21 protein-coding genes and 1 riboswitch are annotated in these 23,578 nt (G+C 66.5%); of the genes, 17 read left to right on the forward strand and 4 right to left on the reverse strand.

Going from position 1 to position 23,578, the window contains the following annotated elements; translation table 11 throughout:
- The first annotated feature begins 122 nt into the window (after nucleotides 1-122).
- Nucleotides 123-998, forward strand: a complete 876-nt coding sequence (locus AC10V3_RS22175) for a LysR family transcriptional regulator (RefSeq protein ID WP_041681912.1) — start codon at nucleotides 123-125, stop codon at nucleotides 996-998.
- Nucleotides 999-1,046: 48 nt separating this feature from the next.
- Here the strand turns inward: AC10V3_RS22175 and AC10V3_RS22180 are convergent, their stop codons facing one another.
- Complete coding sequence (locus AC10V3_RS22180) at nucleotides 1,047-1,628, reverse strand: nuclear transport factor 2 family protein (RefSeq protein WP_022537535.1); 582 nt, start codon at nucleotides 1,626-1,628, stop codon at nucleotides 1,047-1,049.
- 113 nt (nucleotides 1,629-1,741) lie between these two features.
- On the opposite strand from AC10V3_RS22180, the gene AC10V3_RS22185 reads away from it, so the two are divergent.
- Complete coding sequence (locus tag AC10V3_RS22185; RefSeq protein WP_022537536.1) at nucleotides 1,742-2,284, forward strand: MarR family winged helix-turn-helix transcriptional regulator; 543 nt, start codon at nucleotides 1,742-1,744, stop codon at nucleotides 2,282-2,284.
- 10 nt (nucleotides 2,285-2,294) lie between these two features.
- Here the strand turns inward: AC10V3_RS22185 and AC10V3_RS22190 are convergent, their stop codons facing one another.
- Nucleotides 2,295-3,518 carry an IscS subfamily cysteine desulfurase gene (locus AC10V3_RS22190; RefSeq protein WP_022537537.1) on the reverse strand — a complete coding sequence of 408 codons (1,224 nt, stop codon included), beginning with the start codon at nucleotides 3,516-3,518 and terminating at the stop codon, nucleotides 2,295-2,297.
- 369 nt (nucleotides 3,519-3,887) lie between these two features.
- On the opposite strand from AC10V3_RS22190, the gene AC10V3_RS22195 reads away from it, so the two are divergent.
- From AC10V3_RS22195 to AC10V3_RS22240, 10 genes are all read left to right on the forward strand, one after another.
- Nucleotides 3,888-4,421, forward strand: coding sequence for a flavin reductase family protein (locus AC10V3_RS22195; protein ID WP_022537538.1), 534 nt, complete (start codon nucleotides 3,888-3,890; stop codon nucleotides 4,419-4,421).
- A gap of 37 nt (nucleotides 4,422-4,458) precedes the next feature.
- Nucleotides 4,459-5,943 (forward strand): 4-hydroxyphenylacetate 3-hydroxylase family protein, encoded by a 1,485-nt coding sequence (locus AC10V3_RS22200; protein ID WP_022537539.1) that lies wholly within the window; start codon nucleotides 4,459-4,461, stop codon nucleotides 5,941-5,943.
- A gap of 44 nt (nucleotides 5,944-5,987) precedes the next feature.
- Nucleotides 5,988-6,368, forward strand: a complete 381-nt coding sequence (locus tag AC10V3_RS22205; protein WP_022537540.1) for a cupin domain-containing protein — start codon at nucleotides 5,988-5,990, stop codon at nucleotides 6,366-6,368.
- Nucleotides 6,369-6,370: 2 nt separating this feature from the next.
- Nucleotides 6,371-7,714, forward strand: a complete 1,344-nt coding sequence (locus AC10V3_RS22210) for an amidase (RefSeq protein ID WP_022537541.1) — start codon at nucleotides 6,371-6,373, stop codon at nucleotides 7,712-7,714.
- Nucleotides 7,715-7,776: 62 nt separating this feature from the next.
- On the forward strand, nucleotides 7,777-9,015 hold the full coding sequence (locus AC10V3_RS22215) for an ABC transporter substrate-binding protein (RefSeq protein WP_022537542.1): 1,239 nt from the start codon (nucleotides 7,777-7,779) through the stop codon (nucleotides 9,013-9,015).
- Between the two features lie 73 nt (nucleotides 9,016-9,088).
- On the forward strand, nucleotides 9,089-9,778 hold the full coding sequence (locus AC10V3_RS22220; protein ID WP_022537543.1) for a DUF2848 domain-containing protein: 690 nt from the start codon (nucleotides 9,089-9,091) through the stop codon (nucleotides 9,776-9,778).
- 49 nt (nucleotides 9,779-9,827) lie between these two features.
- On the forward strand, nucleotides 9,828-10,604 hold the full coding sequence (locus AC10V3_RS22225) for an ABC transporter ATP-binding protein (RefSeq protein WP_022537544.1): 777 nt from the start codon (nucleotides 9,828-9,830) through the stop codon (nucleotides 10,602-10,604).
- Between the two features lie 10 nt (nucleotides 10,605-10,614).
- Nucleotides 10,615-11,340, forward strand: coding sequence for an ABC transporter ATP-binding protein (locus tag AC10V3_RS22230; RefSeq protein WP_022537545.1), 726 nt, complete (start codon nucleotides 10,615-10,617; stop codon nucleotides 11,338-11,340).
- Nucleotides 11,341-11,349: 9 nt separating this feature from the next.
- Nucleotides 11,350-12,234, forward strand: coding sequence for a branched-chain amino acid ABC transporter permease (locus AC10V3_RS22235; protein WP_022537546.1), 885 nt, complete (start codon nucleotides 11,350-11,352; stop codon nucleotides 12,232-12,234).
- Between the two features lie 29 nt (nucleotides 12,235-12,263).
- Nucleotides 12,264-13,250 carry a branched-chain amino acid ABC transporter permease gene (locus AC10V3_RS22240; protein ID WP_490924311.1) on the forward strand — a complete coding sequence of 329 codons (987 nt, stop codon included), beginning with the start codon at nucleotides 12,264-12,266 and terminating at the stop codon, nucleotides 13,248-13,250.
- Between the two features lie 54 nt (nucleotides 13,251-13,304).
- Here AC10V3_RS22240 and AC10V3_RS22245 read toward each other — a convergent pair whose 3' ends face one another.
- Nucleotides 13,305-14,612 (reverse strand): D-amino acid dehydrogenase, encoded by a 1,308-nt coding sequence (locus AC10V3_RS22245; RefSeq protein WP_490924026.1) that lies wholly within the window; start codon nucleotides 14,610-14,612, stop codon nucleotides 13,305-13,307.
- A 132-nt stretch (nucleotides 14,613-14,744) separates the two neighbouring features.
- A riboswitch (glycine riboswitch) is annotated at nucleotides 14,745-14,847 on the reverse strand.
- Between the two features lie 268 nt (nucleotides 14,848-15,115).
- Here AC10V3_RS22245 and AC10V3_RS22250 point away from each other — a divergent pair.
- From AC10V3_RS22250 to AC10V3_RS22260, 3 genes are read left to right on the forward strand one after another with little or no spacing between them, the layout of a single operon-like run.
- Nucleotides 15,116-17,389, forward strand: a complete 2,274-nt coding sequence (locus AC10V3_RS22250) for a TonB-dependent receptor (protein ID WP_041681671.1) — start codon at nucleotides 15,116-15,118, stop codon at nucleotides 17,387-17,389.
- A 25-nt stretch (nucleotides 17,390-17,414) separates the two neighbouring features.
- The gene (locus tag AC10V3_RS22255) at nucleotides 17,415-18,635 is read left to right on the forward strand and encodes a sialidase family protein (protein ID WP_051369938.1); all 1,221 of its coding nucleotides are present in this window, start codon (nucleotides 17,415-17,417) and stop codon (nucleotides 18,633-18,635) included.
- Nucleotides 18,632-19,150, forward strand: coding sequence for a TlpA family protein disulfide reductase (locus tag AC10V3_RS22260; protein ID WP_022537551.1), 519 nt, complete (start codon nucleotides 18,632-18,634; stop codon nucleotides 19,148-19,150). Before AC10V3_RS22255 ends, AC10V3_RS22260 begins: the two co-directional genes overlap by 4 nt.
- Nucleotides 19,151-19,209: 59 nt before the next feature.
- Here AC10V3_RS22260 and AC10V3_RS22265 read toward each other — a convergent pair whose 3' ends face one another.
- Nucleotides 19,210-19,650: a DUF3597 domain-containing protein gene (locus tag AC10V3_RS22265; protein WP_022537552.1), complete on the reverse strand. Its 441-nt coding sequence runs from the start codon at nucleotides 19,648-19,650 to the stop codon at nucleotides 19,210-19,212.
- Nucleotides 19,651-20,034: 384 nt separating this feature from the next.
- Between AC10V3_RS22265 and AC10V3_RS22270 the strand changes: the two genes are divergently transcribed.
- The gene (locus AC10V3_RS22270) at nucleotides 20,035-20,721 is read left to right on the forward strand and encodes a type 1 glutamine amidotransferase domain-containing protein (RefSeq protein WP_022537553.1); all 687 of its coding nucleotides are present in this window, start codon (nucleotides 20,035-20,037) and stop codon (nucleotides 20,719-20,721) included.
- Nucleotides 20,722-20,784: 63 nt separating this feature from the next.
- On the forward strand, nucleotides 20,785-23,574 hold the full coding sequence (locus AC10V3_RS22275) for a winged helix-turn-helix domain-containing protein (RefSeq protein ID WP_022537554.1): 2,790 nt from the start codon (nucleotides 20,785-20,787) through the stop codon (nucleotides 23,572-23,574).
- Nucleotides 23,575-23,578: the final 4 nt, after the last annotated feature.

The following is a 23,578-nucleotide window of genomic DNA, read 5'->3' on the forward strand; positions in this document are numbered from 1 at the left end:
CTCCTGAAACGATGGAGCAAGTATGGAAATCCGTGGGATATATCGTCAAATCAGAACTTTGGCTGCAGATATGCGGATTTGATATGCTGCGGCTGCCCTCCGTGTTCCAGCCCAGCGCCCCCATGAACTACAAGCAGATCGAAGCGTTCCGTGCCGTCATGCTCACACGCTCCATGACCGAGGCGGCGGCGCAGCTGCACACCTCGCAGCCGAATATCAGCCGCGTGATCGGCCAGCTGGAGCGCGAAACGGGCTTCCGGCTGTTCGAGCGGGTCGGCAACCGGCTCGCGCCCACCGACGAGGCCGAGGCCCTGTTCCTGGATGTGGAGCGTTCCTTCGTTGGCCTGGACAGCCTGCGTGCCTCGGCGCGGTCGATCCGCGAGTCAGGGGTGGGCACGTTGCGTATCGGCACGGTGCCGTCGATTGCGATGAGCGTGATGCCGCAGGCCATCCTGGCCTTTCGCGAACGCTATCCGGACGTGCCGATCGCCGTGCATACCAACGATTCGCCCACGGTGGCCAAGTGGACCGCGGCGCGGTTCTGCGATATCGGGCTGGTGTCGTATATGGCCGAGACCACCGGCATCCGCAGCGAGCTGCTGCGCCGCGAGGACGGCGTATGCATCGTGCCGGCCACGCACCGGCTGGCGCGCAAGCGCCGCATCCACGCCAGCGACCTCGACGGCGAGCGCTTTATCTCGCTGACTCATGGCGACGGCACGCGCACCACGGTCGATGCCGCCTTCGTGCCGGATGACCGGCGCGTGTTGACGCTGGAGACGCCTTATGCCGCCACCATCTGCACGATGGTCGGCATGGGGCTGGGCGTCAGCGTGGTCAACCCGCTGGTGGTGCGCAGCCTGAAGCCGGCCGGCGTCAAGGCGATTCCGTTCGAGCCTGTCATCGCCTTCCAGAGCCATATCCTGTTCAACCCGCAGCGGCCGGTACCGGCGCTGGCGCAGTGGTTCCTGGCGTGCTTGCGGCGGGTGACGGGGTAAGGACAAGCCATTGCGGGCGCCAGCGGCAGGGCAGGCTTTAGCAAAGGCTTAAGCCATGCGCGCCGGCGCCGTAAAGGCCTGCAGGAACGCAAGTCCCGGCTGTGCCGCGGCGCTGCCTTCAATGACCGTCTTCAGCGTGGGTTCGGGCAGCCAGGGATAGGGCAACGACGACTGCAAGGCCGACAACACCGCCGCCCCCGGATCCGGCACCGAGTCCATCCGCTCGATATGAATATGCAGGCTGGCGATACGGTATGAACCGTCGTGCCCGGCGGCAAAGCCCCAGCGGTAGAAACCTTTCCCCGCGCGCAAGGTGTGGGCCGCCGTTTCGCGCATCACCACCAGCCACGGAATGGTCATGGTGTTCCCCGTGAACGCGGCGGCGGCGTCGCCGATGTAGTACGTCCGGCAGCGGTCGAACGTCCGCGCAAAGTCGCTCACCAGCGTCGCGGCGATGGCTGACGCGCCTTCCGTCTTCGCCGGAAAGCTGATGGTATCGGTGTCGATCGAGAACGTCAGCGACGCATCCTGCGCAAAAGCTTCAGCGATCAGCGCCGGCCGATTATTGTCCTTGGCCTCGACATAGAGGGCGAGCAGCGCTTTTGCCGCGGTGAGTGAGATCGGGTTCATGCCGGGTAACCTTTTGGGGTGTAGGGGATGGCACACAAGCGCCGGGGCGACGCAGGGAGTTTGATAGAATTTGGCACAAAGCTTGCATTGCAAGCTAAATGACCTAAGCGACGATGGCGACGAATCCTGCAAGCAAGACTCTGACGATCACGCACCCGGCTTGCCTGATCGATGGCTCGGACCGCGAGTTCCGGCACCTGGTCAATGGCCTGTTGCCGTTTGCCGCGCGGCTGCTTTCCGTGCGCGACGGCTTCGGCAGCCTGATCGGCCTGACCGGGGTACAGTACTCGCTGATCCGCTCCATTTCGCACCTTTCGCAGCAAGGCGAGGTAACGGTGAACCAGCTGGCCGACCACCTGCACCTGAGCGGCCCGTTCATTACCATCGAAACCGGCAAGCTGAAGAAGCTTGGCCTGATCGACAAGAAGGCCCATCCCGACGACAAGCGCAAGATGCGGCTGACCATCACGGCGGCGGGATCGAAGCTGCTCAATGAACTGCTGCCGGTGCAGCAGCAGATCAATGACGTGCTGTTCGACGGCGTCACCCGCACCGAATTCAAGGTGCTGTGCTCGGTGGTCGACCGCCTGGTCGCCAACGGCGACCGCGCCGCGCTCGACCTGGAGCACCTGCAGGCGCGCCGCCAGAAGGGCTAGCCCGCTGCCTTCAGTGCGCGGCCCACTGGACGGTGCCGACATCGATGCCCTCCTGGTGCATTTCCCATAGCGGGCTCAGTTCGCGCAGCCGCGACACCGTGGCGCTGACCTGCCGGATCACTTCATCGACTTCCGCTTCGGTGGTATAGCGGCCCAGCGTAAAGCGGATCGAGCTGTGCGCCAGTTCGTCGCTGCGGCCGAGCGCCCGCAGCACGAACGACGGCTCCAGCGAGGCTGAGGTGCAGGCCGAGCCCGAAGACACCGCCACGTCCTTAATGCCCATGATCAGGGATTCGCCTTCGACAAAGTTGAAGCTGATGTTCAGGTTGTGCGGGATGCGGTGCGCGAGGCTGCCATTGACGTAGACCTCGTCCAGCCGCGACAGCCCCGCCAGCAGCCGGTCGCGCAGCGCGCCTACACGGCGCGCTTCTTCCGCCAGTTCCAGTCTTGCCAGCCTGAAGGCTTCGCCCATGCCCACGATCTGGTGCGTCGGGAGGGTGCCGGAGCGCATGCCGCGCTCATGCCCGCCGCCGTGGATCTGCGCTTCCAGCCGGATGCGCGGCTTGCGTCGCACGTAGAGCGCGCCGATGCCCTTGGGGCCGTAGACCTTGTGCGCGGTCACCGTAAGCAGGTCGATCTTCAGCGCCTCCAGGTCAATGGGAACCTTGCCCGCCGCCTGCACCGCATCGCAGTGGAACACGATGCCTGCCGCGCGGCAGATCTCACCGATCTGCGCGACCGGCTGGATCACGCCGATCTCGTTGTTGACCATCATCACCGACACCAGGATGGTGTCCGGCCGCAATACGCCGCACAGCGTGTCGAGATCGACCAGGCCGTCTTCGCCGACATCCAGGTAGGTCACCGCAAAGCCCTGCCGTTCCAGCTCGCGGCAGGTATCGAGCACCGCCTTGTGCTCGGTCCTGACCGTGACGATGTGATTCCCCTTGCCCCGATAGAAATGCGCTGCGCCCTTGATGGCCAGGTTGTTGCCCTCGGTCGCGCCGGAGGTCCAGACGATCTCGCGCGGGTCAGCATTGAGCAGCGCCGAGACATGCGCGCGCGCGGCTTCCACCGCCTCTTCCGCCTGCCAGCCGTAGTAGTGGCTGCGCGAGGCCGGGTTGCCGAACTGGTGCTGCAGGAACGGGACCATCTTCTCGACGACGCGGGCGTCGACCGGCGTCGTCGCGCTGTAGTCCATGTAGATCGGAAGGGATTTCGGTTCGGTTGGCATGGGGCTCATTTCCTGGATGCGGAGGTGGGGAGGACCGTGTGCAGGCGAACCCGCTGGTCAAGGAAAGTGGGGCCGAGTCTAGCACCGGGTGCCCGCGCGCCGGGCGGGTGCCATGCTGCCGGTAGGGTTGCTTGACGCCTCTCCACTGGCTCTGCCGGCGTGTCTGGTGACCCGGCGTGCCGCCCGCAAAGTCTTGTTCAGCAAGGCTTTGCGGATTTCTTCAGGGGCCGGCGCGCGCGCCCTCCGGATCCCGCCTAGGGTTTCCACTAACTTGAATAGCGTTGTTACCTAGCATTCAATAATATCTAACTTACAAAGCTAATAAACAAAGCAACAGAGTTGATGGAACAAACATGCGTAGGAGTCGTGATGGCTGAGTCATCTGCCGGTCGTGGCGTCGAGATGGACGCCGATGCACAGCGCCGCTTCAGGAATGCGCTGGCGATGTTTGCAACGGGTGTCGCCGTGATCACGGCGCCGCGCGAAGAGGGGGTGCCGGTCGGCATCACGGTGGCGTCGTTCAACTCGGTGTCGCTGGACCCGCCGCTGGTGCTGTTCTCGGTCGACCGCCGCTGCCTGAGCCTTGGCGACTTGCGCACGGCCCCCCGCTTCGCGGTCAACGTGCTGGCCGAAGCGCAGCAGGAGATCTCGAACCGGTTCGCGAAGGCGAACACAGGCAAGTGGGAAGGCATCGACTTCGGCGCGCAGGACGGCGAGCGCCATGTGCTGCTGCCGGATGCGCTGGCCACGTTCGAATGCGAGCCCTACGCGCAGCACGACGGCGGCGACCACGTCATCTTCATCGGGCGGGTGGTCCGCCATCAGGCCCGGCACGACGGCCGGCCCCTGATCTTCTTTGGCGGCAAGTACCGGGCACTGGAAGACAGCCCGGCCGCCGCTTGAATCCACAAAACACAGGCAGTCAGGACAGGAGAACGACATGATCAAGACCGGTAGCCAACACATCGCGATGCTGCGCGATGGCCGCGAAGTGTATCTGGACGGCAAGCGGGTCACGGACGTCACGGTGCACCCGGCGTTCCGCAACTCGATTCGCAGCTACGCCAATCTCTACGATTACCAGGCGCGTCCCGAGAACATCGAGAAGATGACCTTCCAGCCCGCAGGCGCGGACCGGCGCGTGAGCCGCATCTGGGAGCTCCCCACCAGCTACAACGAGCTGGTCGAGCGCCGCCAGATGCTGGAAGCCTGGACCGCGCTGCACTATGGCTTCATGGGCCGCTCGCCCGACCATGTCGCCTCCTGTATCTCGGGCATGGTCATGGGCATCGACGTGCTCGAGCAGGCCGATCCCGCTCGCGCCGGTGCGTTGCGTGATTACTACCGCTATGCGCGGGACAACGACCTGTTCCTGACCTACGTCATCGTGAACCCGCAGGCCAACCAGGCCAAGGCGGCGCACGAGCAGGAAGACAAGTACCTGGCCGTGGGCATTGTCGACCAGGACGCCGAGGGCATCACGGTGCGCGGCGCGAAGATGCTGGCCACCAGCGGCATCATGGCCAACGAGGTGTTCTGCAGCTGCATCCAGCCGCTGCGCGAGGGCGACGAGATGTATGCGCTGTCGTTCGCGGTGCCGATGAACACCAAGGGGCTGAAGGTGATGTCGCGCAAGTCGTACGAGGCCAGCGCTACCTCGGTCTTCGACAACCCGCTCGCGAGCCGCTTCGACGAGAACGATGCCGTGCTCTATTTCGACGACGTCAAGGTGCCGTGGGACCGGATCTTCGTCGCGGGCGACGTAGCGATGTGCGCAAAGCAGTTCCACGCCACGCCCGCCCACGTCTACCAGAACTACCAGTGCCAGGTCCGGCTGATGGTGAAGCTGCGCTTCCTGGTCGGGCTCGCGCACCGGATCACCGAGATCAACGGCACCAACGGCTTCCCGCAGGTCAGGGAGCTGCTGGGCCAGCTCGCCGCGGAGGCGGGCATGGTCGAGGCCTGGGTCTACGGCATGGAGGCCAAGGGCCAGGTCAACCAGAACGGCTATTTCGTGCCCGACCGCAGCATGCTGTACGGCTCGCAGGTGGTGACGCAGCAGCTCTATGCCAAGGTGCTCAACACGCTGCGCGAGCTGGCCGGCGGCGGCATGATCATGCTGCCGTCGAGCATCGGGGATTTCGCCAACCCCGCGCTCGCCGGGATTATCGCCAAGACGCAGAAGTCGCCGGTGTGCAGCCCGGAGGAGCGCGTCAAGTTCTTCAAGCTGGCCTGGGATGCCGTCGGCTCCGAGTTTGCCTCGCGCCATAACCAGTACGAGATGTTCTACGCCGGCGCCACCTTCGTCACCAAGGGCCACGCCTACCGGACCTACGACTGGAAGAGCGCTTCCGGCCTGGTCGACCACATGCTCGGCAGCTACTCCCTCGAAGACGAACTGGCCCGGCTGCCGCAGGCGGCCTGACACGCCTGCATTGTTTCCCCCTTGCCCCGATAACGGAGATCAGCATGGCAATCAACAAGCTTCACGACGAATTCCATACCGTAGACCTGGCGTCCGGCTGGGAGGTCCCTCACGGCTATCCCGCCGGCATCCAGCAGAAGATCCTGTCCGGCGCGCTGGACGAAGGCGGCCGCGGCGGCAGCCGCACCCGCCTGCTGCGCTTTGACCCGGGTGTCTTCACCACCGCGCCGTTCGTGCACGAGTACTGGGAGGAGGTTTACCTGCTCAGCGGCGACCTGACCGTCGGCAACGATGTCAACGGGGAGGGCGGCGAAGCCTTCGCGCCCAACACCTACGCCTGCCGTCCGCCCGGCGCATTCCATGGTCCGTTCAAGTCGAGCGGCGGTTGCATGCTGCTGGAAATCCACTACTACGACCCGGCCTGATCATGGAAGCCACCGTAGCCTCCACCAGACGCCAGCTTGCCGACGGCAGCGCCAATGCGCAGTCACTGCTGGCAGCGTGCGTCGAACGCATCTGCAATCCGGGCGGCGAAGGCGCGCGCGTCTTCCCGCATGGCGTCAGCATGGCGGCCCGCAAGCAGGCCCAGGCGAGCGACATGCTGCGCGAACAGGGCGTGGCGGGCCCGCTTGCAGGGTTGCCCGTCTCCGTGAAGGACCTGTTCGACGTGCAGGGCGACGTGACCCGCGCCGGTGCCCGCGTGCTGCCGGAGCGGCCCGCCGGTGCGGATGCGCCGCCCATCGCCCGCTTGCGTGCGGCGGGGGCTGTGCTGGTCGGGCGTACCAATATGACCGAGTTCGCCTACTCCGGTGTCGGCATCAATCCGCACTATGGCACGCCGCGCAACCCGTTCGACCGGCAAGCCGGCCGCATTCCGGGCGGATCGTCGTCCGGGGCAGCGGTGTCCGTGACCGACGGCATGGCGCTGGCCGCGGTCGGTTCGGACACCGGCGGCTCCTGCCGCATCCCCGCGGCGCTGTGCGGCATCGTCGGCTTCAAGCCCACGGCAAGCCGCGTGCCGCTGCAGGGTGCGGTACCGCTGTCGCCCAGCTACGACTCGGTCGGGTGCCTGGCCAATACGGTTGCGTGCTGTGCCGCCGTCGATGCGGTGATGGCAGGCGAAGAGGGGCCCACGGCAGCGGTGCCGCTCGTGGGCCTGCGCCTGGCCGTGCCGACCGGGCTGGTGCTGGAAGGCATCTCCGATGAGGTTGCCGAGGTCTTCAGCCGCACGCTGCGCCGGCTGTCCGCGGCTGGCGCGTTGCTGCAGGACGTGGAGTTCGACAGCTGGGACCAGCTGGCCGAGCTCGGCGCCCACGGCGGCATGGTTGCCGCCGAGGCCAGCGCATGGCACGGCAGCCTGGTGGCGGCGCATGCCGACCGCTATGACCCGCGCGTGCTGTCGCGCATCCGGCTGGCGGACGGGCAGCGCGCCGCCGATTACCTGCGCATGCGGCAGCGCCGCGGCGAGCTGTGCCGGCGGGCGGACGCCGAACTGGCGGGCTTCGATGCCGTGGTCCTGCCGACCGTGCCGATCGTCGCGCCGCGCATTGCGGACCTCGACGATGACGACACCTTTTTTGCCACCAACCGGCTGCTGCTGCGCAACCCGGCCATCGCCAACATGCTGGACCTGTGCTCGCTGTCGGTCCCTTGCCATCGCCACGGCGAGGCGCCGGTCGGCCTGATGCTGTTCGGCCGCCACCTTGCCGACCGCAGGCTGCTGGCGATCGGCATGGGGATCGAGTCGGCGCTGCGCCATGAACGAGGTTAGACCCCGGCGGCAGCGCCGCCGACCGTAATACCCGGCATTTCCATAAATACATAGGAGACAACATGCCTGATATCCGTATCGGCGCGGCCGTGCTTGCCTGCGCCACCCTGTTCGCGGCGACTGCCGCGACGGCGCAAACAGCTCCCGTCAGCGCACCCGTCAGCGACGGCGTGGTCAAGGTCGGTGTCCTGACCGACATGTCGTCCATCTTTTCCGACATCGGCGGCAAGGGCTCGGTGGTGGCCGCGCAAATGGCCGTGGACGATTTCGGCGGCAAGGTGCTGGGCGCACCGATCCAGGTGGTGAGCGCCGACCACCAGAACAAGACCGACGTGGCTGCTACGCTGGCGCGCGGCTGGTTCGACAACCAGAAGGTCGACATCATCCAGGACGCGCTGCCGTCCTCGGTGGCGCTGGCCGTCTCCAACCTGGGCAAGCTCAAGCGCAAGATCGTCATTGCCAGCGGCGCCGGCACCACGCGCCTGAGTAACGAGGATTGCTCGCCTTACACTATCCAGTACTCGTACGACACCTACGCATTCGCCGCTAATACCGTCAAGGCCCTGGCACGGCGCGGCGACAACAGCTGGTACTTCCTGACCGTCGACTATGCCCTTGGTGCATCGCTCGAGAAGGACGGTACCGAGGCGCTGTCGGGCGTCGGCGGAACCATCAAGGGCAAGGCGAAGCATCCGATCAATTCGGCGGACCTGTCGTCCTACCTGCTGCAGGGGCAGGCTTCCGGCGCGAAGGTGATCGGCCTGGCCAACGCGGGCGCCGACACGGTCAATGCGATCAAGACGGCAGCGGACTTCGGCATGAACGGCGCGGGCAAGCAGAGGCTGGCCGGGCTGCACATGTTCATCAGCGACATCCACAGCCTGGGGCTGAAAGCCGCACAGGGCATGACGCTGACCACGGCGTTCTACTGGGACCGCGATGACGCCACGCGCGCCTGGTCGCAACGGTTCTTCGAGAAGACCGGGCGCATGCCGACGCTGGTCCATGCCGGCGTGTATTCGTCGACGATGCACTACCTCAAGGCGGTCCAGGCCGCGCGCACGGACGAAAGCGATGCCGTGCTGGCCAGGATGCGCGCGACGCCGGTCAATGACTTCTTCGCCAGCAACGGCACGATCCGCGCCGACGGCCTGATGGTCCACGACATGTACCTGGTCGAAGTGAAGCGCCCGCAGGAGTCGAAGCGGCCCTGGGACTACTACAAGATCAAGGCCGTGATCCCCGCGAACGAAGCATTTCGTCCGCTCAGCGCAAGCACCTGCCCGCTGGTCAGGAAGTAAGCCCCATCTACCTGGCCGGCGCCGGCACGTGTGCCAGCACCGGTCAGCCACAACACCGCAGAGAGCATCCGAAATGAAAACCCTTACCTTTGATATCGAAACCCGCCTCGGCAAGTCGCAGCGCGCCGTCACCATCTGCCAGTTGGTCGTGGCCGGATGGACCGGCCGGGACGTCGAAGCCATGGAGGCCCACATCCGCGAGCTGGAGGAACTGGGCGTGAAGCGTCCCGCCTATACCCCGGTCTTCTATCGCGTCGCGGCGGCGCGGCTGGGTACCGCGGGGGAGATCCAGGTCAGCGGCGAAGCGAGCAGCGGCGAGGCCGAGTTCCTGCTGGTCAGGGATGGCGGCGAGATCCTGGTGGGCATCGCCTCGGACCATACCGACCGCGAGGCCGAGACCTACGGCATTACCGTATCGAAGCAGATGTGCGAAAAGCCCTGTGCGCCGACCTTGTGGCGCCTGGCCGAAGTGGCGGGACACTGGGACCGGCTGGTGCTGCGCTCCTACGCCACCATCGACGGCGAACGTGTGCTGTACCAGGAGGGCCCGGTGACGGCCATGCGGTCCCCGACCGACCTGCTGGAGCGGTTCGCCGGCCACGGTGGTGACTTTGGCGAGGGCGCGGCCATGCTGTGCGGCACCTTGCCCGCCATCGGCGGCATCCGCCCGGCCGAGCGCTTCGAGATCGAACTGGAAGATCCGGTGCTTGGGCGCACGCTGCGCCATGCATACGCGGTCGCGACGCTGCCCGTCGAGGGTTGAGCATGGCGCGCCATCCACATTGCCACGGCAGCGCTACGGAGTTACGCCCATGCCCCAAGACGACCTGATACTGGCCACCCGGAACCTCGGGAAATCCTTCCGCGGCTTCACGGCGGTGAGCGATGTCAACCTGCGGGTGCGACGCGGGTCGATCCATGCATTGATCGGGCCCAACGGCGCGGGCAAGACCACTTGCTTCAACCTGCTCACCAAGTTCCTGGAGCCGACCACCGGCACCATCCTATTCAACGGCATCGACATCACCCGCGAGAAGCCCGCGCAGATCGCGCGCCGCGGCGTGATCCGTTCCTTCCAGATCTCGGCGGTGTTCCCGCACCTGACGGTGATGGAGAACGTGCGCATCGGCCTGCAGCGCCAGCTTGGCACCGCGTACCAGTTCTGGCGCAGCGAGCGCTCGCTGAACGTGCTCAACGACCGCGCCATGGAACTGCTCGAGCAGGTCGGGCTGACCGAGTTCGCGCACACCGTCACGGTGAACCTGCCGTACGGCCGCAAGCGCGCGCTCGAGATCGCCACGACGCTGGCGATGGAGCCCGAGCTGATGCTGCTGGACGAACCCACGCAGGGCATGGGCCATGAGGACGTGGACCGCGTCACGCAGCTGATCAGGAAGGTCTCGGCGGGCCGCACCATCCTGATGGTGGAGCACAACATGAGCGTGGTGTCGTCGATCGCGGACAAGATCACGGTGCTGCAGCGCGGCGCGATCCTGGCCGAGGGCCCTTACGCTGAAGTGTCGAAGGACCCGCGCGTGATGGAGGCCTACATGGGCACTGTCGACGCGGAACTGCAAGGCGCGCACTGAGGGGCACGACATGACGACATCGAATACACCTGCCCTCGAAATCAAGGGCCTGGAGGCCTGGTACGGCGAATCGCACATCCTGCACGGCGTGGACCTGACGGTGAACCGCGGTGAAGTGGTCACGCTGCTGGGCCGCAACGGCGCCGGTCGCACCACCACGCTGCGCGCGATCATGGGCCTGACGGGTGCGCGCAAGGGCTCGATCAAGGTCAATGGCCATGAAACCATCAGCCTGCCCACGCACAAGATCGCGCACTACGGCATTGGCTATTGCCCCGAAGAGCGCGCCATCTTCTCCAGCCTCTCATGCGAAGAAAACCTGATGCTGCCGCCCGTGCTCAAGGGCGCCGACACCAGCAAGGGCATGAGCGAGGCGGATATCTACGAGATGTTCCCGAACCTGAAGGAGCGCCGCCAGAGCCAGGGCACGCGTCTTTCCGGCGGCGAGCAGCAGATGCTGGCGGTCGGGCGCATCCTGCGCACGGGTGCCAACCTGCTGTTGCTCGATGAAATCTCGGAAGGGTTGGCACCGGTGATCGTGCAGGCGCTCGCGCGCATGATCCTGATGCTCAAGCAGAAGGGGTACACGGTGGTGATAGTGGAGCAGAACTTCCGCTTCGCCGCGCCGCTGGCCGACCGCTTCTACGTGATGGAGCACGGCAGCATCGTCGAGCGCTTCGCGGCCAGTGAGCTGCAGGCCAGGATGCCGGTGCTGCATGAACTGCTGGGCGTATGAGGAGCCCCTATGACTCTGTTTGAAATCCCGTTTCCGGCGCTGCTGTCGCAGCTGCTGCTGGGGCTCGTCAATGGTGCTTTCTACGCCATGCTGAGCCTGGGCCTGGCGGTCATCTTCGGCCTGCTGAACGTCATCAACTTTGCGCACGGTGCGCTCTTCATGCTCGGCGCGGTGCTGGCGTGGGCCGGCATGACCTATGCCGGGCTCAGCTACTGGGCGATGCTGCTGCTGTCGCCGCTGGTGGTCGCAGCACTGGGCGTGGCGATCGAGAAGACCATGCTGCGCTGGATCTACAAGCTGGACCATATCTACGGCCTGCTGCTGACGCTCGGCATCACGCTGGTGATCGAGGGCATCTTCCGCTCGGTCTATGGCGTGTCCGGGCTGCCCTATTCGCCGCCCGAAGCGCTGCAAGGCGCCGCCGACCTCGGCTTCATGCGCTTGCCCAACTACCGCGCGTGGGTAGTCGTGGCTTCGCTGGCGGTCTGCATGTCGACCTGGTACGTGATCGAGAAGACCCGGCTGGGCGCCTACCTGCGCGCGGGCACCGAGAACGCCAAGGTGGTGGAGGCCTTCGGCGTCAACGTGCCGCTGATGGTCACGCTGACCTACGGCTTCGGCGTGGCACTGGCGGCGTTTGCCGGCGTGCTGGCCGCGCCGGTCATGCAGGTGTCGCCGCTGATGGGGCAGAACCTGATCATCATCGTGTTCGCGGTGGTGGTGATCGGCGGCATGGGCTCGATCCTGGGCGCGATCCTGACCGGCCTGGGTCTGGGCGTGATCGAAGGGCTGACCAAGGTGTTTTATCCGGAAGCATCGTCGACCGTGGTGTTCGTGACCATGGTGATCGTGCTGCTGTTGCGCCCGGCAGGGCTGTTCGGAAAGGAGAAATGATGAACGGGCAATCTATCGCTGCACTGGGAATGCAGCCACCGCAGGCGGTACGCCGCCTGCCACGGCGGGCACTGTACGTGGCGCTGCTGGCGTGCCTGCTGGCGGCGCCGCTGGCAGGGGCCTATCCGGTGTTCGTGCTCAAGGTGCTGTGCTTCGCGCTGTTTGCATGCGCCTTCAACCTGCTGATCGGCTACACCGGGCTGCTGTCGTTCGGCCATGCGGCCTTTTTTGGCGGCGCCGGCTACGCGGCCGGCCATGCGATGAAGGCCTGGGGCGTGACGCCGGAGATCGGCCTGATCCTGGGCACGGCCACCGGCGCTCTGATCGGCTACGTGGTGGGCTCGCTGGCGATCCGCCGGCAGGGCATCTACTTCTCGATGATCACGCTGGCACTGGCGCAGATGCTGTTCTTCATCTGCCTGCAGGCGCCGTTCACCGGCGGCGAGGACGGCCTGCAGGGCATCCCACGCGGCAAGCTGTTCGGCGTGCTGTCGCTGTCTAGTGACCTGACGCTGTACTACGTGGCGCTGGCGATCATCGTCGCGGCCTTTGCGCTGATCGTGCGCACGGTGCATTCGCCGTTCGGGCAGATCCTGAAGGCGATCAAGGAGAACGAGCCGCGCGCGATCTCGCTGGGCTATGACGTCGACCGCTTCAAGGTGACCGCCTTCGTGCTGTCGGCGGCGCTGTCGGGGCTGGCCGGCTCGATCAAGGCGCTGGTGCTGGGCTTCGAGACGCTGACCGATGTGCACTGGTCGATGTCCGGGATGGTCATCCTGATGACCTTGCTGGGCGGCCTCGGCACGCTGTCCGGGCCGATCGTCGGCGCCTTTGTCGTGGTCGCGCTGGAGAACAAGCTCGGCGAACTGGGCAGCTACCTGGCGGCCGCGACGGGCATCGACTGGTTCAACGGGCTCGGGGAATCGGTGTCGATGGTGACCGGCATTATCTTCATCGTCTGCGTGCTGACGTTCCGCAGGGGCATCGTCGGCAGTCTGGGGCGAAGTCCTGGATGAGGCCCGGTTTTCCCCTCTCCCGCTTGCGGGAGAGGGGAGAAAACACCCGCGAGCTCAGGCCTTGGCCAATGCCAGCGCCGCAGCCGGCGCGACCGCCGTCTTTGCGCCGAGGTGTTGCTCAACCACCCCAGCCACCATATCCGCCGTCACCGCGGACAACGTCCAGCCCAGGTGCCCATGCCCCGTGTTGTAGAAGACGCACGGCGCTTTCCCTCGGCCTACGCGCGGCAGCATGTCCGGCATCATCGGCCGCAATCCGGCCCAGGGCACCACGCTGCGCGTGCTGACACCCGGGAAGCACTGCTGCACCCACTCCACCAGCGGCCGGATGCGATCGGCGCGGATGTCGCGGTTGTAGCCGTTGAACTCCGCGGTGCCGGCCACGCGGAAGCGGTCGTCGCCCAGGCGGCTGGTGACCAGCTTGGTTGCATCGTCGAGCAGGCTGACGGTCGGCGCCGCGGCGCGGCTGGCCTCGTCGGCCAGGTTGACCGTGATCGAATAGCCTTTGACCGGGTAGATGTTGACACGGTCCCCCAGGCCGGCCGCCAGCGCGCGGCTGGCGGTGCCGGCGCAGATCACGGCGCCGTCGAAGGTCGACGTGGACGTATCGGTGCCTTGCTGCACGGTCACGCTGGCGCGCCTGCCGTCGGTCTTGACGGCGCTGACGTCCTGCCCGTAGAGGCAGCGCACGCCGAGCCGGTCGATGGCCGCGGCCAGGCCGCTGGTGAACTTGTGGATATCGCCGGTCGAGTCGCTCTCGGTGAAATACCCGCCGTAGTAGGAGCCCACCAGCGTCGGCTCGATCGCCCGCATCTCCTGCGGCGTCACGGCGCGCCGCTCCAGCCCGCCCTGCGCCAGCAGCGCGGAGACGCGGCCGGCATGCTCGAAGCCGGCCTTGTCGCGGTAGATATGGAGGATGCCCTCTTTCTTCAGGTCGAAATCGATGCCCTCCTGCGCCGCCCAGGCGAACAGGTGCTCGCGGGCCGCGATGGCCAGGCGCGCGGTCTCGGCAGTATTGCTGCGGTAGTGGGGGATCGACGCGATGAACTCGGCAAACCACGTGAGCTTGTGCCAGCTCGGGCTGGGATTGACCAGCAGCGGGGCGTCGCTCCTGAGCATCCATTTGAGCCCCTTGACGATGGTCGACCAGTGGGTCCAGACCTCGGCATTGGAGGCGGACAGCTGTCCGCCATTGGCGAACGAGGTCTCCATGGCGGCATAGCGATGCCGTTCGAACAGCGTGACGGAGAATCCGCGCCGGGCGAGCGCGTAGGCTGTGGTGACACCGGTGATGCCACCGCCGATGACGGCGATTGTCTTCATGAGCTGAAGGCTCCAGGAACGTCGATGGTGGGAGTCCATACGCAATATGCGTAGCGGACGCCCCCTCTGTTCTGGACCTGAGAGATTCACGACGCCTCGCCGGGGCGATGCGCGCTTGCTCCTTCGGTATGCCGGCGGACGATGACGCCGGACATTCTTCAGAGTGCACTGCTAGTGATACCGGTCCTTTTGCCTGAGAGTTTCCGGGGCGGTTGCTCCTTCGGCGCTGTCCCGCGGCGGTTGCCGCCGGAACAGTCTCTCCCAGCATCACACTGGCTTGACGCCAATCCGGGCAATGTAGAGACAAGGCACGGCCTTGGATATGCGGGTTTACGCGAGTGGCGCGATGCGGCAATCCACCGTTCGCCGTGGGACGAGGCGAGCACTTTCACCGCGGCTCCGGCGTCGCCCGCGTCGCTATGTCGCACCGGCCGGGACCTGCTTGCCACCTAAAATGTCAGCGCTCGCTCTCGGGAGGAAGCGCCGGACACACAGCGCGCGCAGGGCAGGCGAGCCAAAAAAGACGAGAACAAGGTTTTCCAGTGAAGAGAAATCGGATTGCGCTGGCCGCATCGGCCGCGCTGATGGGCCCCGGCATGGCGGGCGCCCAGGTTGCCGCGCCTGAGCCACTGCAGGAGGTGGTGGTCTCGGCCAAGACCGAGCGTAGTGAAACTCCCGCCACGCCGCCCAATACGCCGTCGCCGGCCTATGGCATCAGCAGCAAGCGCATGGCGGACTTCAATGTGGTGAACACCGAGGACGCGCTCAAGTACGCGCCCAATCTCGCCGTGCGCAAGCGCTTTATCGGCGATATGAATTCGATCATCTCGGTGCGCAGCACCAGCTCGCGCCAGTCGGCGCGGGGGCTAGTCTATGCGGACGGCCTGCTGCTGTCCAACCTGCTGGGCTCGGATTTCACATTTCCGCCGCGCTGGTCGCTGGTCAATGCCGCCGAGATCGAGCGCGTGGACGTGCTGTACGGCCCGTATTCCGCGCTGTACCCGGGCAATTCGCTGGGCGCGACGGTGCTGATCTCGACGCGCACCCCGGAGAAATTCGAGGGCGATGCCAGCGTGCAGCTGTTCACGCAGCGCTTCGGCCTGTACGGCACGCATGACAACTTCAACGGCGTGCATGCCAACGCCTACGTGGGCGACCGCGTCGGCCCGTTCTCCTGGCTGGTCAGCGTGGACCGGCAGGACAGCAAGAGCCAGCCGCTGAGCTTCTACACCGCGGCGCGTTCGTCCGCGCGCGCCACTTCCGCCGACAAGCCGGTCACCGGCGCCTTCTTCGACAAGGACCAGACCGGCGCCGACCGCGTGGTGATGGGCGTCAACAGCGAGGGCGTCACGCACACGGTGCAGGACCAGCTCAAGGTCAAGCTGGGCTATGACATCACCAATACGCTGCAAGCGCAGTTCACCGCCGCGTACTGGCAACAGGACCGCTCCAGCGCCACCGGCAGCTACCTGCGCGATGCCAACGGCAACGTCGTCTCCAGCGGCCCGGTGAATATCGGAGGCTTTCGCTATGTGATTCCCGCCAACGCCTTTGCCCCGAGCAACGGCGAGGACGCGCGCTGGCTCTACGGCCTGTCGCTGCGCACGCGCAACGAGACCGGCTGGAACTTCTCCGGCGTGGCGTCGCTGTTCGATGTCAGTAAGGACGTGAGCCGCACCGCCAGCACGGCTGGCAACGGTCCGGGCACCGTTACCTATGGCGACGGCACCGGCTGGCGCACGCTGGACCTGAAGGCCGACTACCGTCCGCAGCAACTGCAGGGCGGGCACTGGGTCACCTTCGGTTACCACTACGACAACTACCGGCTGACCAATACCACCTACAACACCTCGGACTGGCAGGCGGCGACCATCACCGCCTTCAACAATGCCTTTGCCGGCAAGACCGAGACCCAGGCGCTGTATGCGCAGGATGCCTGGTACTTCGCCCCGGACTGGAAGCTGATCCCCGGCGTGCGCTACGAGCACTGGCGCGCCTATGACGGCAGCCGCAGCCAACCCGGCGTGAATATCGGCTACCCGGTGCGCAGCGAATCCAACTGGTCGCCCAAGCTGGCGCTCGAGAAAGCGATCGGGCAGGACTGGCTGGGCCGGCTGTCGCTGGGCCAGGCCTATCGCTACCCGACTGTCAGCGAGCTGTTCCAGGGGCGCATCACCGGCACCTCGCTGATCAACAACGATCCCAACCTGCGGCCCGAGCGCTCGTTCTCCAAGGACCTGACCTTCGAGCGGACGGTGGAGCGGGCGTATTTCCGCGTCTCGGTGTATGAGGACGATATCCGCGACGCGCTGGTGAGCCAGACCAACACCACCGTGTTCCCGACCGTCACCAGCTTCCAGAACGTGGACCGCGTGCGCACGCGCGGCATCGAGCTGGCGTATGACGCGCGCGATGTCTTTATCAACGGCTTCGACCTGTCGGCCAGCGGCGCCTACAACCATTCGAAGACGCTGGAGAACGCCAACAACCCGGCCTCGGTGGGCAAGTATTTCTACCGGATCCCCAAGTGGCGCGCCAACCTGGTCGGCACCTATCGCATCACGCCGGCCTGGGCCGGCACGCTGGCCATGACCTATTCCGGGCGGCAGTACAATACGCTCGACAATTCGGACGTCAACCCTGACACCTTCGGCGGCACCAGCAGCTTCCTGACCTTCGATGTCAAGGTGACTTACCGGCCTGCCAAGAACGTGCGCCTCGGGCTTGGCATCGACAACCTGACCGACCAGCGCTACTACGTCTACCACCCGTATCCGGGGCGGACGTTCTACGCCGAGGCCAAGCTCTCCTTCTAAGCAATTGAACAGGCTGACCACAACCATGACAGGCATGCGCCCCGGCTTTCGCTTTCTCGTTGCCGGGCTGCTGGCCTGCACCGCGCTGGCGGGCACCGCGCAAACGCATGGCAACCACGGCGGCCACGGTGGCCAGGCCAAGGCCGCGAAGATGAGCGAACTGGGCACCGGCGCCGCGTTCGACCGGGACGGCAAGCTGTGGATCGCCTACAAGGACGGCCCCTATGTCGCGGTGCGTTCGTCGACGGATTTCGGCCGCAGCTTCGGACCCGCGCAGCACATCAACAGCACGCCGGAGCCGGTTGCCGCCGACCACGACAGCCGGCCCAAGGTGGCCACCGGGCGCGACGGCGAGATCTTCGTCACCTGGACCCAGCCGCGGCCCAAGCCCTGGACCGGCTTTATCCGCTTTGCGCGCTCCACCGACGGTGGCAAGTCCTTCGCCACGCCGCTGACGGTACATGCCAATCGCGACGAGATCACGCACCGCTTCGACGCCATCGCGGTCGACCAGTCCGGCCGCATCTTCGTCAGCTGGATCGACAAGCGCGACGTCATCGCCGCCGAGGCGCGCAAGCAGCCGTATGCCGGCGCCGCGATCTACTACGCGGTATCGGCCGACCACGGCAAGAGCTTCCAGGGCGACTACAAGATCGCCGACCAGTCGTGCGAATGCTGCCGCATTGCCATGTCGCCCACGCCCGACGGCAACATGCTGGCGTTGTGGCGCCACGTGTTCCCGCCCAACGCACGCGACCACGCGCTCGCGCAGCTTGGCGCCGACGGCACCGCCACGCCGCTGCAGCGCGCCACCTTCGACGACTGGCGCATCGACGCCTGCCCGCATCAGGGGCCGGGCGCGTCGGTGGCGCCGGACGGCACGCTGCACATGGTCTGGTTCAACATGCGCGAAGGCAAGCCCACGGTGTCGGTCGGCCGCTGGAAGGACGGCAAGCTGCAGGCGCAGCGCCCGCTCGAAGACCCGCGCGCGCAGCATGCCGATATTGTCGCGCTCGACAATAACGAGATCGCGGTCGCCTGGAAGTCGTTCGACGGCCAGCAGACGCGCCTGTCCGCCATGCTGTCGCACGACGGCGGCAAGACCTGGCAGACCCGGCAGGTGGCCCGCACCGAGCGCGACTCCGATCAACCACACGTGCTGCAGCATGCAGGCCGCGCCTACGTGTTGTGGCGCACCGAGGCCGAAGGCTTCCAGGTGTTCCCGCTGGCAAAGGAGGGCGCATGAAGCCGATCCGCCGCAAGCTGCTGGCTGCCGCAGCGTTTGCCCTGATGGGCAGGTCCGTCGCCAATGCCGCCGGCAAGAAGGATGATGCGGCAACCAGCCGCGTGGCCGTATTCGAATCCGCCAGCGCCGCACAACTCACCGCCAGCCAGAAAGGCAATCCGTTCGTGCTGCTGGTGTGGTCGCTCGACTGCGTCTATTGCAAGCGCAATTTCGACGCCATCGGCAAGCTGCGCGCGCGCTATCCTGACCTGCGCGTCGTCACGCTGGCGATGGACAATCCCGAGGCGCTGCCGCAGGTGCAGCAGCTGCTCAGGCGGGTCAACCTCACGCGCAACGCATGGGTGTCCGGCAGCGAGCCACAGGAACGGCTGCGCTATGCGGTCGATCCCGACTGGATGGGGGAGATGCCGCGCACCTACTTCTATCGCGCGGACGGGCAGCGGCAGGGCGTGTCAGGCGTGATCAGCGACGCGGACTGGGACAAGCACCTGCGCTGGGCCGGCATCGCCGGCTGAGTTCGCCCGGACGCGCCGGCGCCGGCGGCCGCAAGGGGCGGCCGGGCCGGCGCCATGCCTCAGGACAATTCCTTCGGCAGCTTGCCGCCATTCGCCGCCAGCTCCTGCATCAGGCGCTTGTGCAACCAGATGTTCATCGCCGCTGAGTCGTTCATGTCGCCGCTGTATTGAAGTTCGCGCGCCAGCTCCTTGCGGTGTTCCAGGCTGCTGTCGACGCCCAGCGCCTTCATCGTATCGACGATGGAGGTGCGCCATTCCAGCTTCTGCCCGCCTTCCGTGACGAGGCGGTCCATGATGGCCTCGACATCGACGCCGGACAGCGGCTCGGGCTTGGCCGCAGTGGCCGCCCCGGCGCTGCCCGGGGCGGTGCCGCCTGCCGGCGCGGTGGTGGCAGGGCCCGACGGCGTCGCGCCGGCGGATGTCGGCGTGCCGGCGGTGGTCGTGGCAGCCGGCTTGGCCTTCCCTAGCAGCTTGTTGAGGATGTCCTTGAAGATGCTCATGGCTGGCTCCTGAATTGGTGTTGGGGGCTACAGCGCACGCATGTTCCGGGCCATGGTGCCGCCTGCGCCCGGGCGCCGGTCTGCCGCTGACGCTTTGTAAATGTTGCGTGCAGCGCGGGCCAGGTTCGTCACGACGTTTGCTGCACATGACGGCGTACGCGCCACCGCCTTCAAGAACAATCACGACGATCGGTCCTCCTACGCCGCAGGCCAGCGCGGCCGCGCCGTGTTGCCGTCCGGCGATACGCGCTCCGGATTGGCCCCCCGCCTGCCCCCCCGTCGGACCCCCCGCCATCCCTTGCCGCTTGCCCTCGCCACAACGGATGATCTATCACAGTTGTGTGGGTGGCAGGCCCTGACGCCTGCGTGAGACAGGAGCGAATCATGAGTGGCAAGAAGATCCTCGTTGTACTGACCAGCTTTGAGAAGTACCCGAACATGGACCGTGCAACCGGCCTCTGGCTGGGCGAGGCCGTGCATTTCGTCAAGAAGGTGGAAGCCGCGGGCTACCAGGTGGACTTTGTCAGTCCCAAGGGCGGCTATACGCCGATCGATCCCCATAGCCTGCAGATGGCCGAGCCGGTGGATTGGGAGTGGTACCAGAAGAAGGACTTCATGAACCGGCTGGGCCAGACCCTCAAGCCCAGCGAGGTCAGGGCCGGCGACTACGTGGCCATCTACTTCGCCGGCGGCCACGGCGTGATCTGGGATTTCCCGGACAACGAGGAACTGCAGGCGCTCAGCCGCAACATTTATGAATCGGGTGGCTATGTCACCTCGGTATGCCACGGTGCCGTGGGACTGCTGAATATCAAACTGTCCGACGGCACGCTGCTGATCAACAACAAGAAGGTCACCGGCTTCTCGAACCAGGAAGAGAAGCTGGCCGGGCTCGACAGCCATGTCCCGTACCTGACCGAGACGGAAATGCTTGCGCGCGGAGCAAAGTACACCAAGGCGCCCGAGCCGTGGCAGTCGTTTGCGGTGGAGGATTCGCGCGTGATCACGGGTCAGAACCCGGCCTCCGGCGGGGCGGTTGCCGATCTGCTGCTGTCGGCACTGAAGGCGTGAGGCCGTAAGGCGCCGTGAAGGCGGCGGGCGCGGCCTGTGCGGTGCGCGCCCGCCGTCACCGCAATGACGCAGCCATCCCCGGCCCTCACCACACAGCGATCCCCGTGGCGGCCCGCGCTGATCGCGACCAAGCTGGCGCCGCCCAGGACGCGCCACTACGTCAGCCGCGAGCAGGCCATCTGGCAATTGCGCCCGGGCCTGGAGCGCAAGCTGACCGTGCTGACCGCACCGGCAGGGTGCGGCAAGACCTCGTTGCTGGGCGAATGGAAGAACATCCTGGCTGCGGAAGGCGTTGCGGTCGGCTGGCTCAGCATCGACCGCGATGACGACGATCTCTACCAGTTCGGGGCCTACCTGCTTGCCGCGGTGCGCGAGGCCTGCGGGGAGATCGGCAACAGCGTGCGCGAACGGCTCGAGAACGATGCGCTGGCGCCGGCGGACGCGATCTTTGCCGAGCTGCTCAACGAGATCGCGGCGCTGCCGCGCCAGATGGTATTGGTGCTGGACGACTTCGACCGGCTGGAGGCGCCGGCGATCCACGAGGCGGTGTTCCGCCTGCTGCGCTATGCGCCCGACAACCTGCACGTCCTGGTCGCGGGACGCGGCGAGCCGGCATTTCCGCAAAGCTATTTCGAGGTGCGCGGGCAGTTGCTCAGGCTCGACGCGGAGGTGCTGCGCTTCGACAGCGCGGAGACGCAGGCGTTCTTCAGCCGCGTATCCGGGCTGAGCCTGAGTGCGGCGCAAGCCGAGACGCTGCTGCATGCGACCGAAGGCTGGGTGGCCGGGCTGCAGCTGGCCACGTTTGCGCTGGGCGAACCTGGTGGCATCGACGATTTCGCCATCCGCCTGCCGCATGCACGCCACAGCATCGCCGCCTACCTCAACGAGAATGTGTTCGTGCACGTGCCCCAGCCGTTGCAGGCCTTCCTGCTGCAAACTTCGGTGCTGGACCGGATGTCGGTGCCGCTGTGCAACGCAGTGACCGGGACCGAATCGGCACAGGCCAGCTTCGATTGGCTGGTTGCGCACAATCTGTTTTTCCGCCCGCTGGACGCGGACTGCCAGTGGTACCGCTATCACGCACTGTTTGCGGAATACCTGCGCACGCGCCTCGCCCGGGAACGGCCGCAGGAGCTCGCGGCGCTGCATCGCCGCGCCAGCGAATGGTATGCCGGGCAGTCGCTGTGGGCCGAGGCGGTCAGGCATGCACTGGCGGCCGGCGATGTCGAACGCGCCGCGGCCTGGGTCGAGCAATGCGCGATGGGCCTGGTCGAGGCCAGCGACGTGCGCACGCTGCTGAGCTGGGTCGCAAAGCTGCCCGCCGAGGCGGTGCGCGCACGACTGCGGCTGCGCCTGGCGCATGCGTGGGCACTGGCGCTGACGATGCAGGCGGTGCCGGCACAACAGGCGCTGGCCGCGGTCGAGGACGATATAGCGCACGGCCTGCTGCCGGTGACCGACACGCTGCGGGTTGAACTGGAAGCGGTCAAGGCGTTGATCGCCGGCCTGTGCGACGAGAGCCAGCGTTCGCTCGAGCTGGGCCGGAGCGTGCTGGACCTGCACCCGCCGCAAGGCACGTGGGCGGAGGGCATCGGGCTTACCACCCACGTCTTCGGGCTGACCTATGCATCCCGCTTCGAAGCGGTAGAGCTGCTGCGACATCCGTCTGGCGTTGGCAGCAGGGCATCGGCACCGCTCTACGCCACGGTGTACCGGCAGAGCATGCTGGGGCTCAGCCTGTTCGTGCAGGGCCGGCTTGGCGAAGCCGTGCAGACGCTGGAGGACGTGCTGCGCGAGGCCAACACGCGTGCCGGCGCGCAGTCAGCCGCGTCAGTGCTGCCGGTAGGCTACCTGGCCGCAATCCACTACGAGTGGAACGACATCGAGCGGGTCGCCGCACTGCTGGAGGGACGCTTCGAGATCGCGCTGCAGGCCTGCTCGCTCGGCCCGCTGGCCGGCTTCTGCGTGACGCTGGCGCGCCTGCGCTGCATGGAGGGCAAGGAGGACGAGGCCTACCGCATCCTGGAGGATGCCGAAGCCGTGGCACGCAGCCGCCAGTGGCTGCGGATGCAGGTCGCGTGCAAGGCGGAAGCGATCCGGATGGCGATTCGGGCCGGCAACCTGGGTCGCGCGGCGCGGATCGGCCATGAGCTCGAGGCGCTCGCCGGTACCCGCCCCGAGGCGCTGCAAGGCAGCTTCCTGGAAACGTGGCAGCGCTTCCAGATCGCGCAGGGCCGCCTGCTGGTCGCTCGCGGCAGGCCGGCCGAAGCCGTCCCGGTGCTGCGAGGCGTGCATGCCGAGCTGCACGCGGCACGGATGCAATACCTCGCCGCGCAGGTCAGCGTCGCCCTTGCCACCGCCTTGCACGCGGCCGGGCAGGGCGATGAGGCGGTGCAGGCCATCGCGCCCGCGTTTGCCTACGGGCAGCAGCATGGCCTGCATCGGACCTTTATCGACGGTGGTCCGGCCGTGCGGGAAATCCTCGACGGCATGCGATCGGGGCCGCACCGCCATGCGGGGCTCGAGCCGTGGTACCTGGCAGAACTCAGCGCCGGCTTCGACGCACCCGCCGGCGTGCCGGGTGCGAGCGCGGGTGCGTCGTCGGGACCGGCGCAGGAAGCGCTCGGTGCAAGCCGGCTCAGTGCCCGCGAGGTGGAGATCCTCGACTACGTCGCACGCGGGCTGTCGAACAAGGAAATCGCGCGTGCGATTCGTGTGGCCCCGGAGACGGTCAAGTGGCACCTGAAGAATGTCTACGAGAAGCTCAAGGTCAATTCCCGCATCCAGGCCGTGCGCAGCGGCCTGGGCCGCGATTTGCCGCTGGTGGCTGACCGAAGCTTGCGCAAGAGCTGAGGGC

The sequence above is a fragment of the Cupriavidus sp. PB-02 genome, assembly GCF_058252315.1.

Coding starts and splice junctions, on each gene's coding strand:
- AC10V3_RS22255 (WP_051369938.1), top strand. CDS start 17,415: ATGACAGGCATGCGCCCCGGCTTTCGCTTTCTCGTTGCCGGGCTGCTG.
- AC10V3_RS22215 (WP_022537542.1), top strand. CDS start 7,777: ATGCCTGATATCCGTATCGGCGCGGCCGTGCTTGCCTGCGCCACCCTG.
- AC10V3_RS22175 (WP_041681912.1), top strand. CDS start 123: ATGAACTACAAGCAGATCGAAGCGTTCCGTGCCGTCATGCTCACACGC.
- AC10V3_RS22235 (WP_022537546.1), top strand. CDS start 11,350: ATGACTCTGTTTGAAATCCCGTTTCCGGCGCTGCTGTCGCAGCTGCTG.
- AC10V3_RS22185 (WP_022537536.1), top strand. CDS start 1,742: ATGGCGACGAATCCTGCAAGCAAGACTCTGACGATCACGCACCCGGCT.
- AC10V3_RS22210 (WP_022537541.1), top strand. CDS start 6,371: ATGGAAGCCACCGTAGCCTCCACCAGACGCCAGCTTGCCGACGGCAGC.
- AC10V3_RS22265 (WP_022537552.1), bottom strand. CDS start 19,650: ATGAGCATCTTCAAGGACATCCTCAACAAGCTGCTAGGGAAGGCCAAG.
- AC10V3_RS22275 (WP_022537554.1), top strand. CDS start 20,785: ATGACGCAGCCATCCCCGGCCCTCACCACACAGCGATCCCCGTGGCGG.
- AC10V3_RS22270 (WP_022537553.1), top strand. CDS start 20,035: ATGAGTGGCAAGAAGATCCTCGTTGTACTGACCAGCTTTGAGAAGTAC.
- AC10V3_RS22225 (WP_022537544.1), top strand. CDS start 9,828: ATGCCCCAAGACGACCTGATACTGGCCACCCGGAACCTCGGGAAATCC.
- AC10V3_RS22240 (WP_490924311.1), top strand. CDS start 12,264: ATGCAGCCACCGCAGGCGGTACGCCGCCTGCCACGGCGGGCACTGTAC.
- AC10V3_RS22180 (WP_022537535.1), bottom strand. CDS start 1,628: ATGAACCCGATCTCACTCACCGCGGCAAAAGCGCTGCTCGCCCTCTAT.
- AC10V3_RS22245 (WP_490924026.1), bottom strand. CDS start 14,612: ATGGACTCCCACCATCGACGTTCCTGGAGCCTTCAGCTCATGAAGACA.
- AC10V3_RS22195 (WP_022537538.1), top strand. CDS start 3,888: ATGGCTGAGTCATCTGCCGGTCGTGGCGTCGAGATGGACGCCGATGCA.
- AC10V3_RS22200 (WP_022537539.1), top strand. CDS start 4,459: ATGATCAAGACCGGTAGCCAACACATCGCGATGCTGCGCGATGGCCGC.
- AC10V3_RS22190 (WP_022537537.1), bottom strand. CDS start 3,518: ATGCCAACCGAACCGAAATCCCTTCCGATCTACATGGACTACAGCGCG.
- AC10V3_RS22220 (WP_022537543.1), top strand. CDS start 9,089: ATGAAAACCCTTACCTTTGATATCGAAACCCGCCTCGGCAAGTCGCAG.
- AC10V3_RS22260 (WP_022537551.1), top strand. CDS start 18,632: ATGAAGCCGATCCGCCGCAAGCTGCTGGCTGCCGCAGCGTTTGCCCTG.
- AC10V3_RS22205 (WP_022537540.1), top strand. CDS start 5,988: ATGGCAATCAACAAGCTTCACGACGAATTCCATACCGTAGACCTGGCG.
- AC10V3_RS22230 (WP_022537545.1), top strand. CDS start 10,615: ATGACGACATCGAATACACCTGCCCTCGAAATCAAGGGCCTGGAGGCC.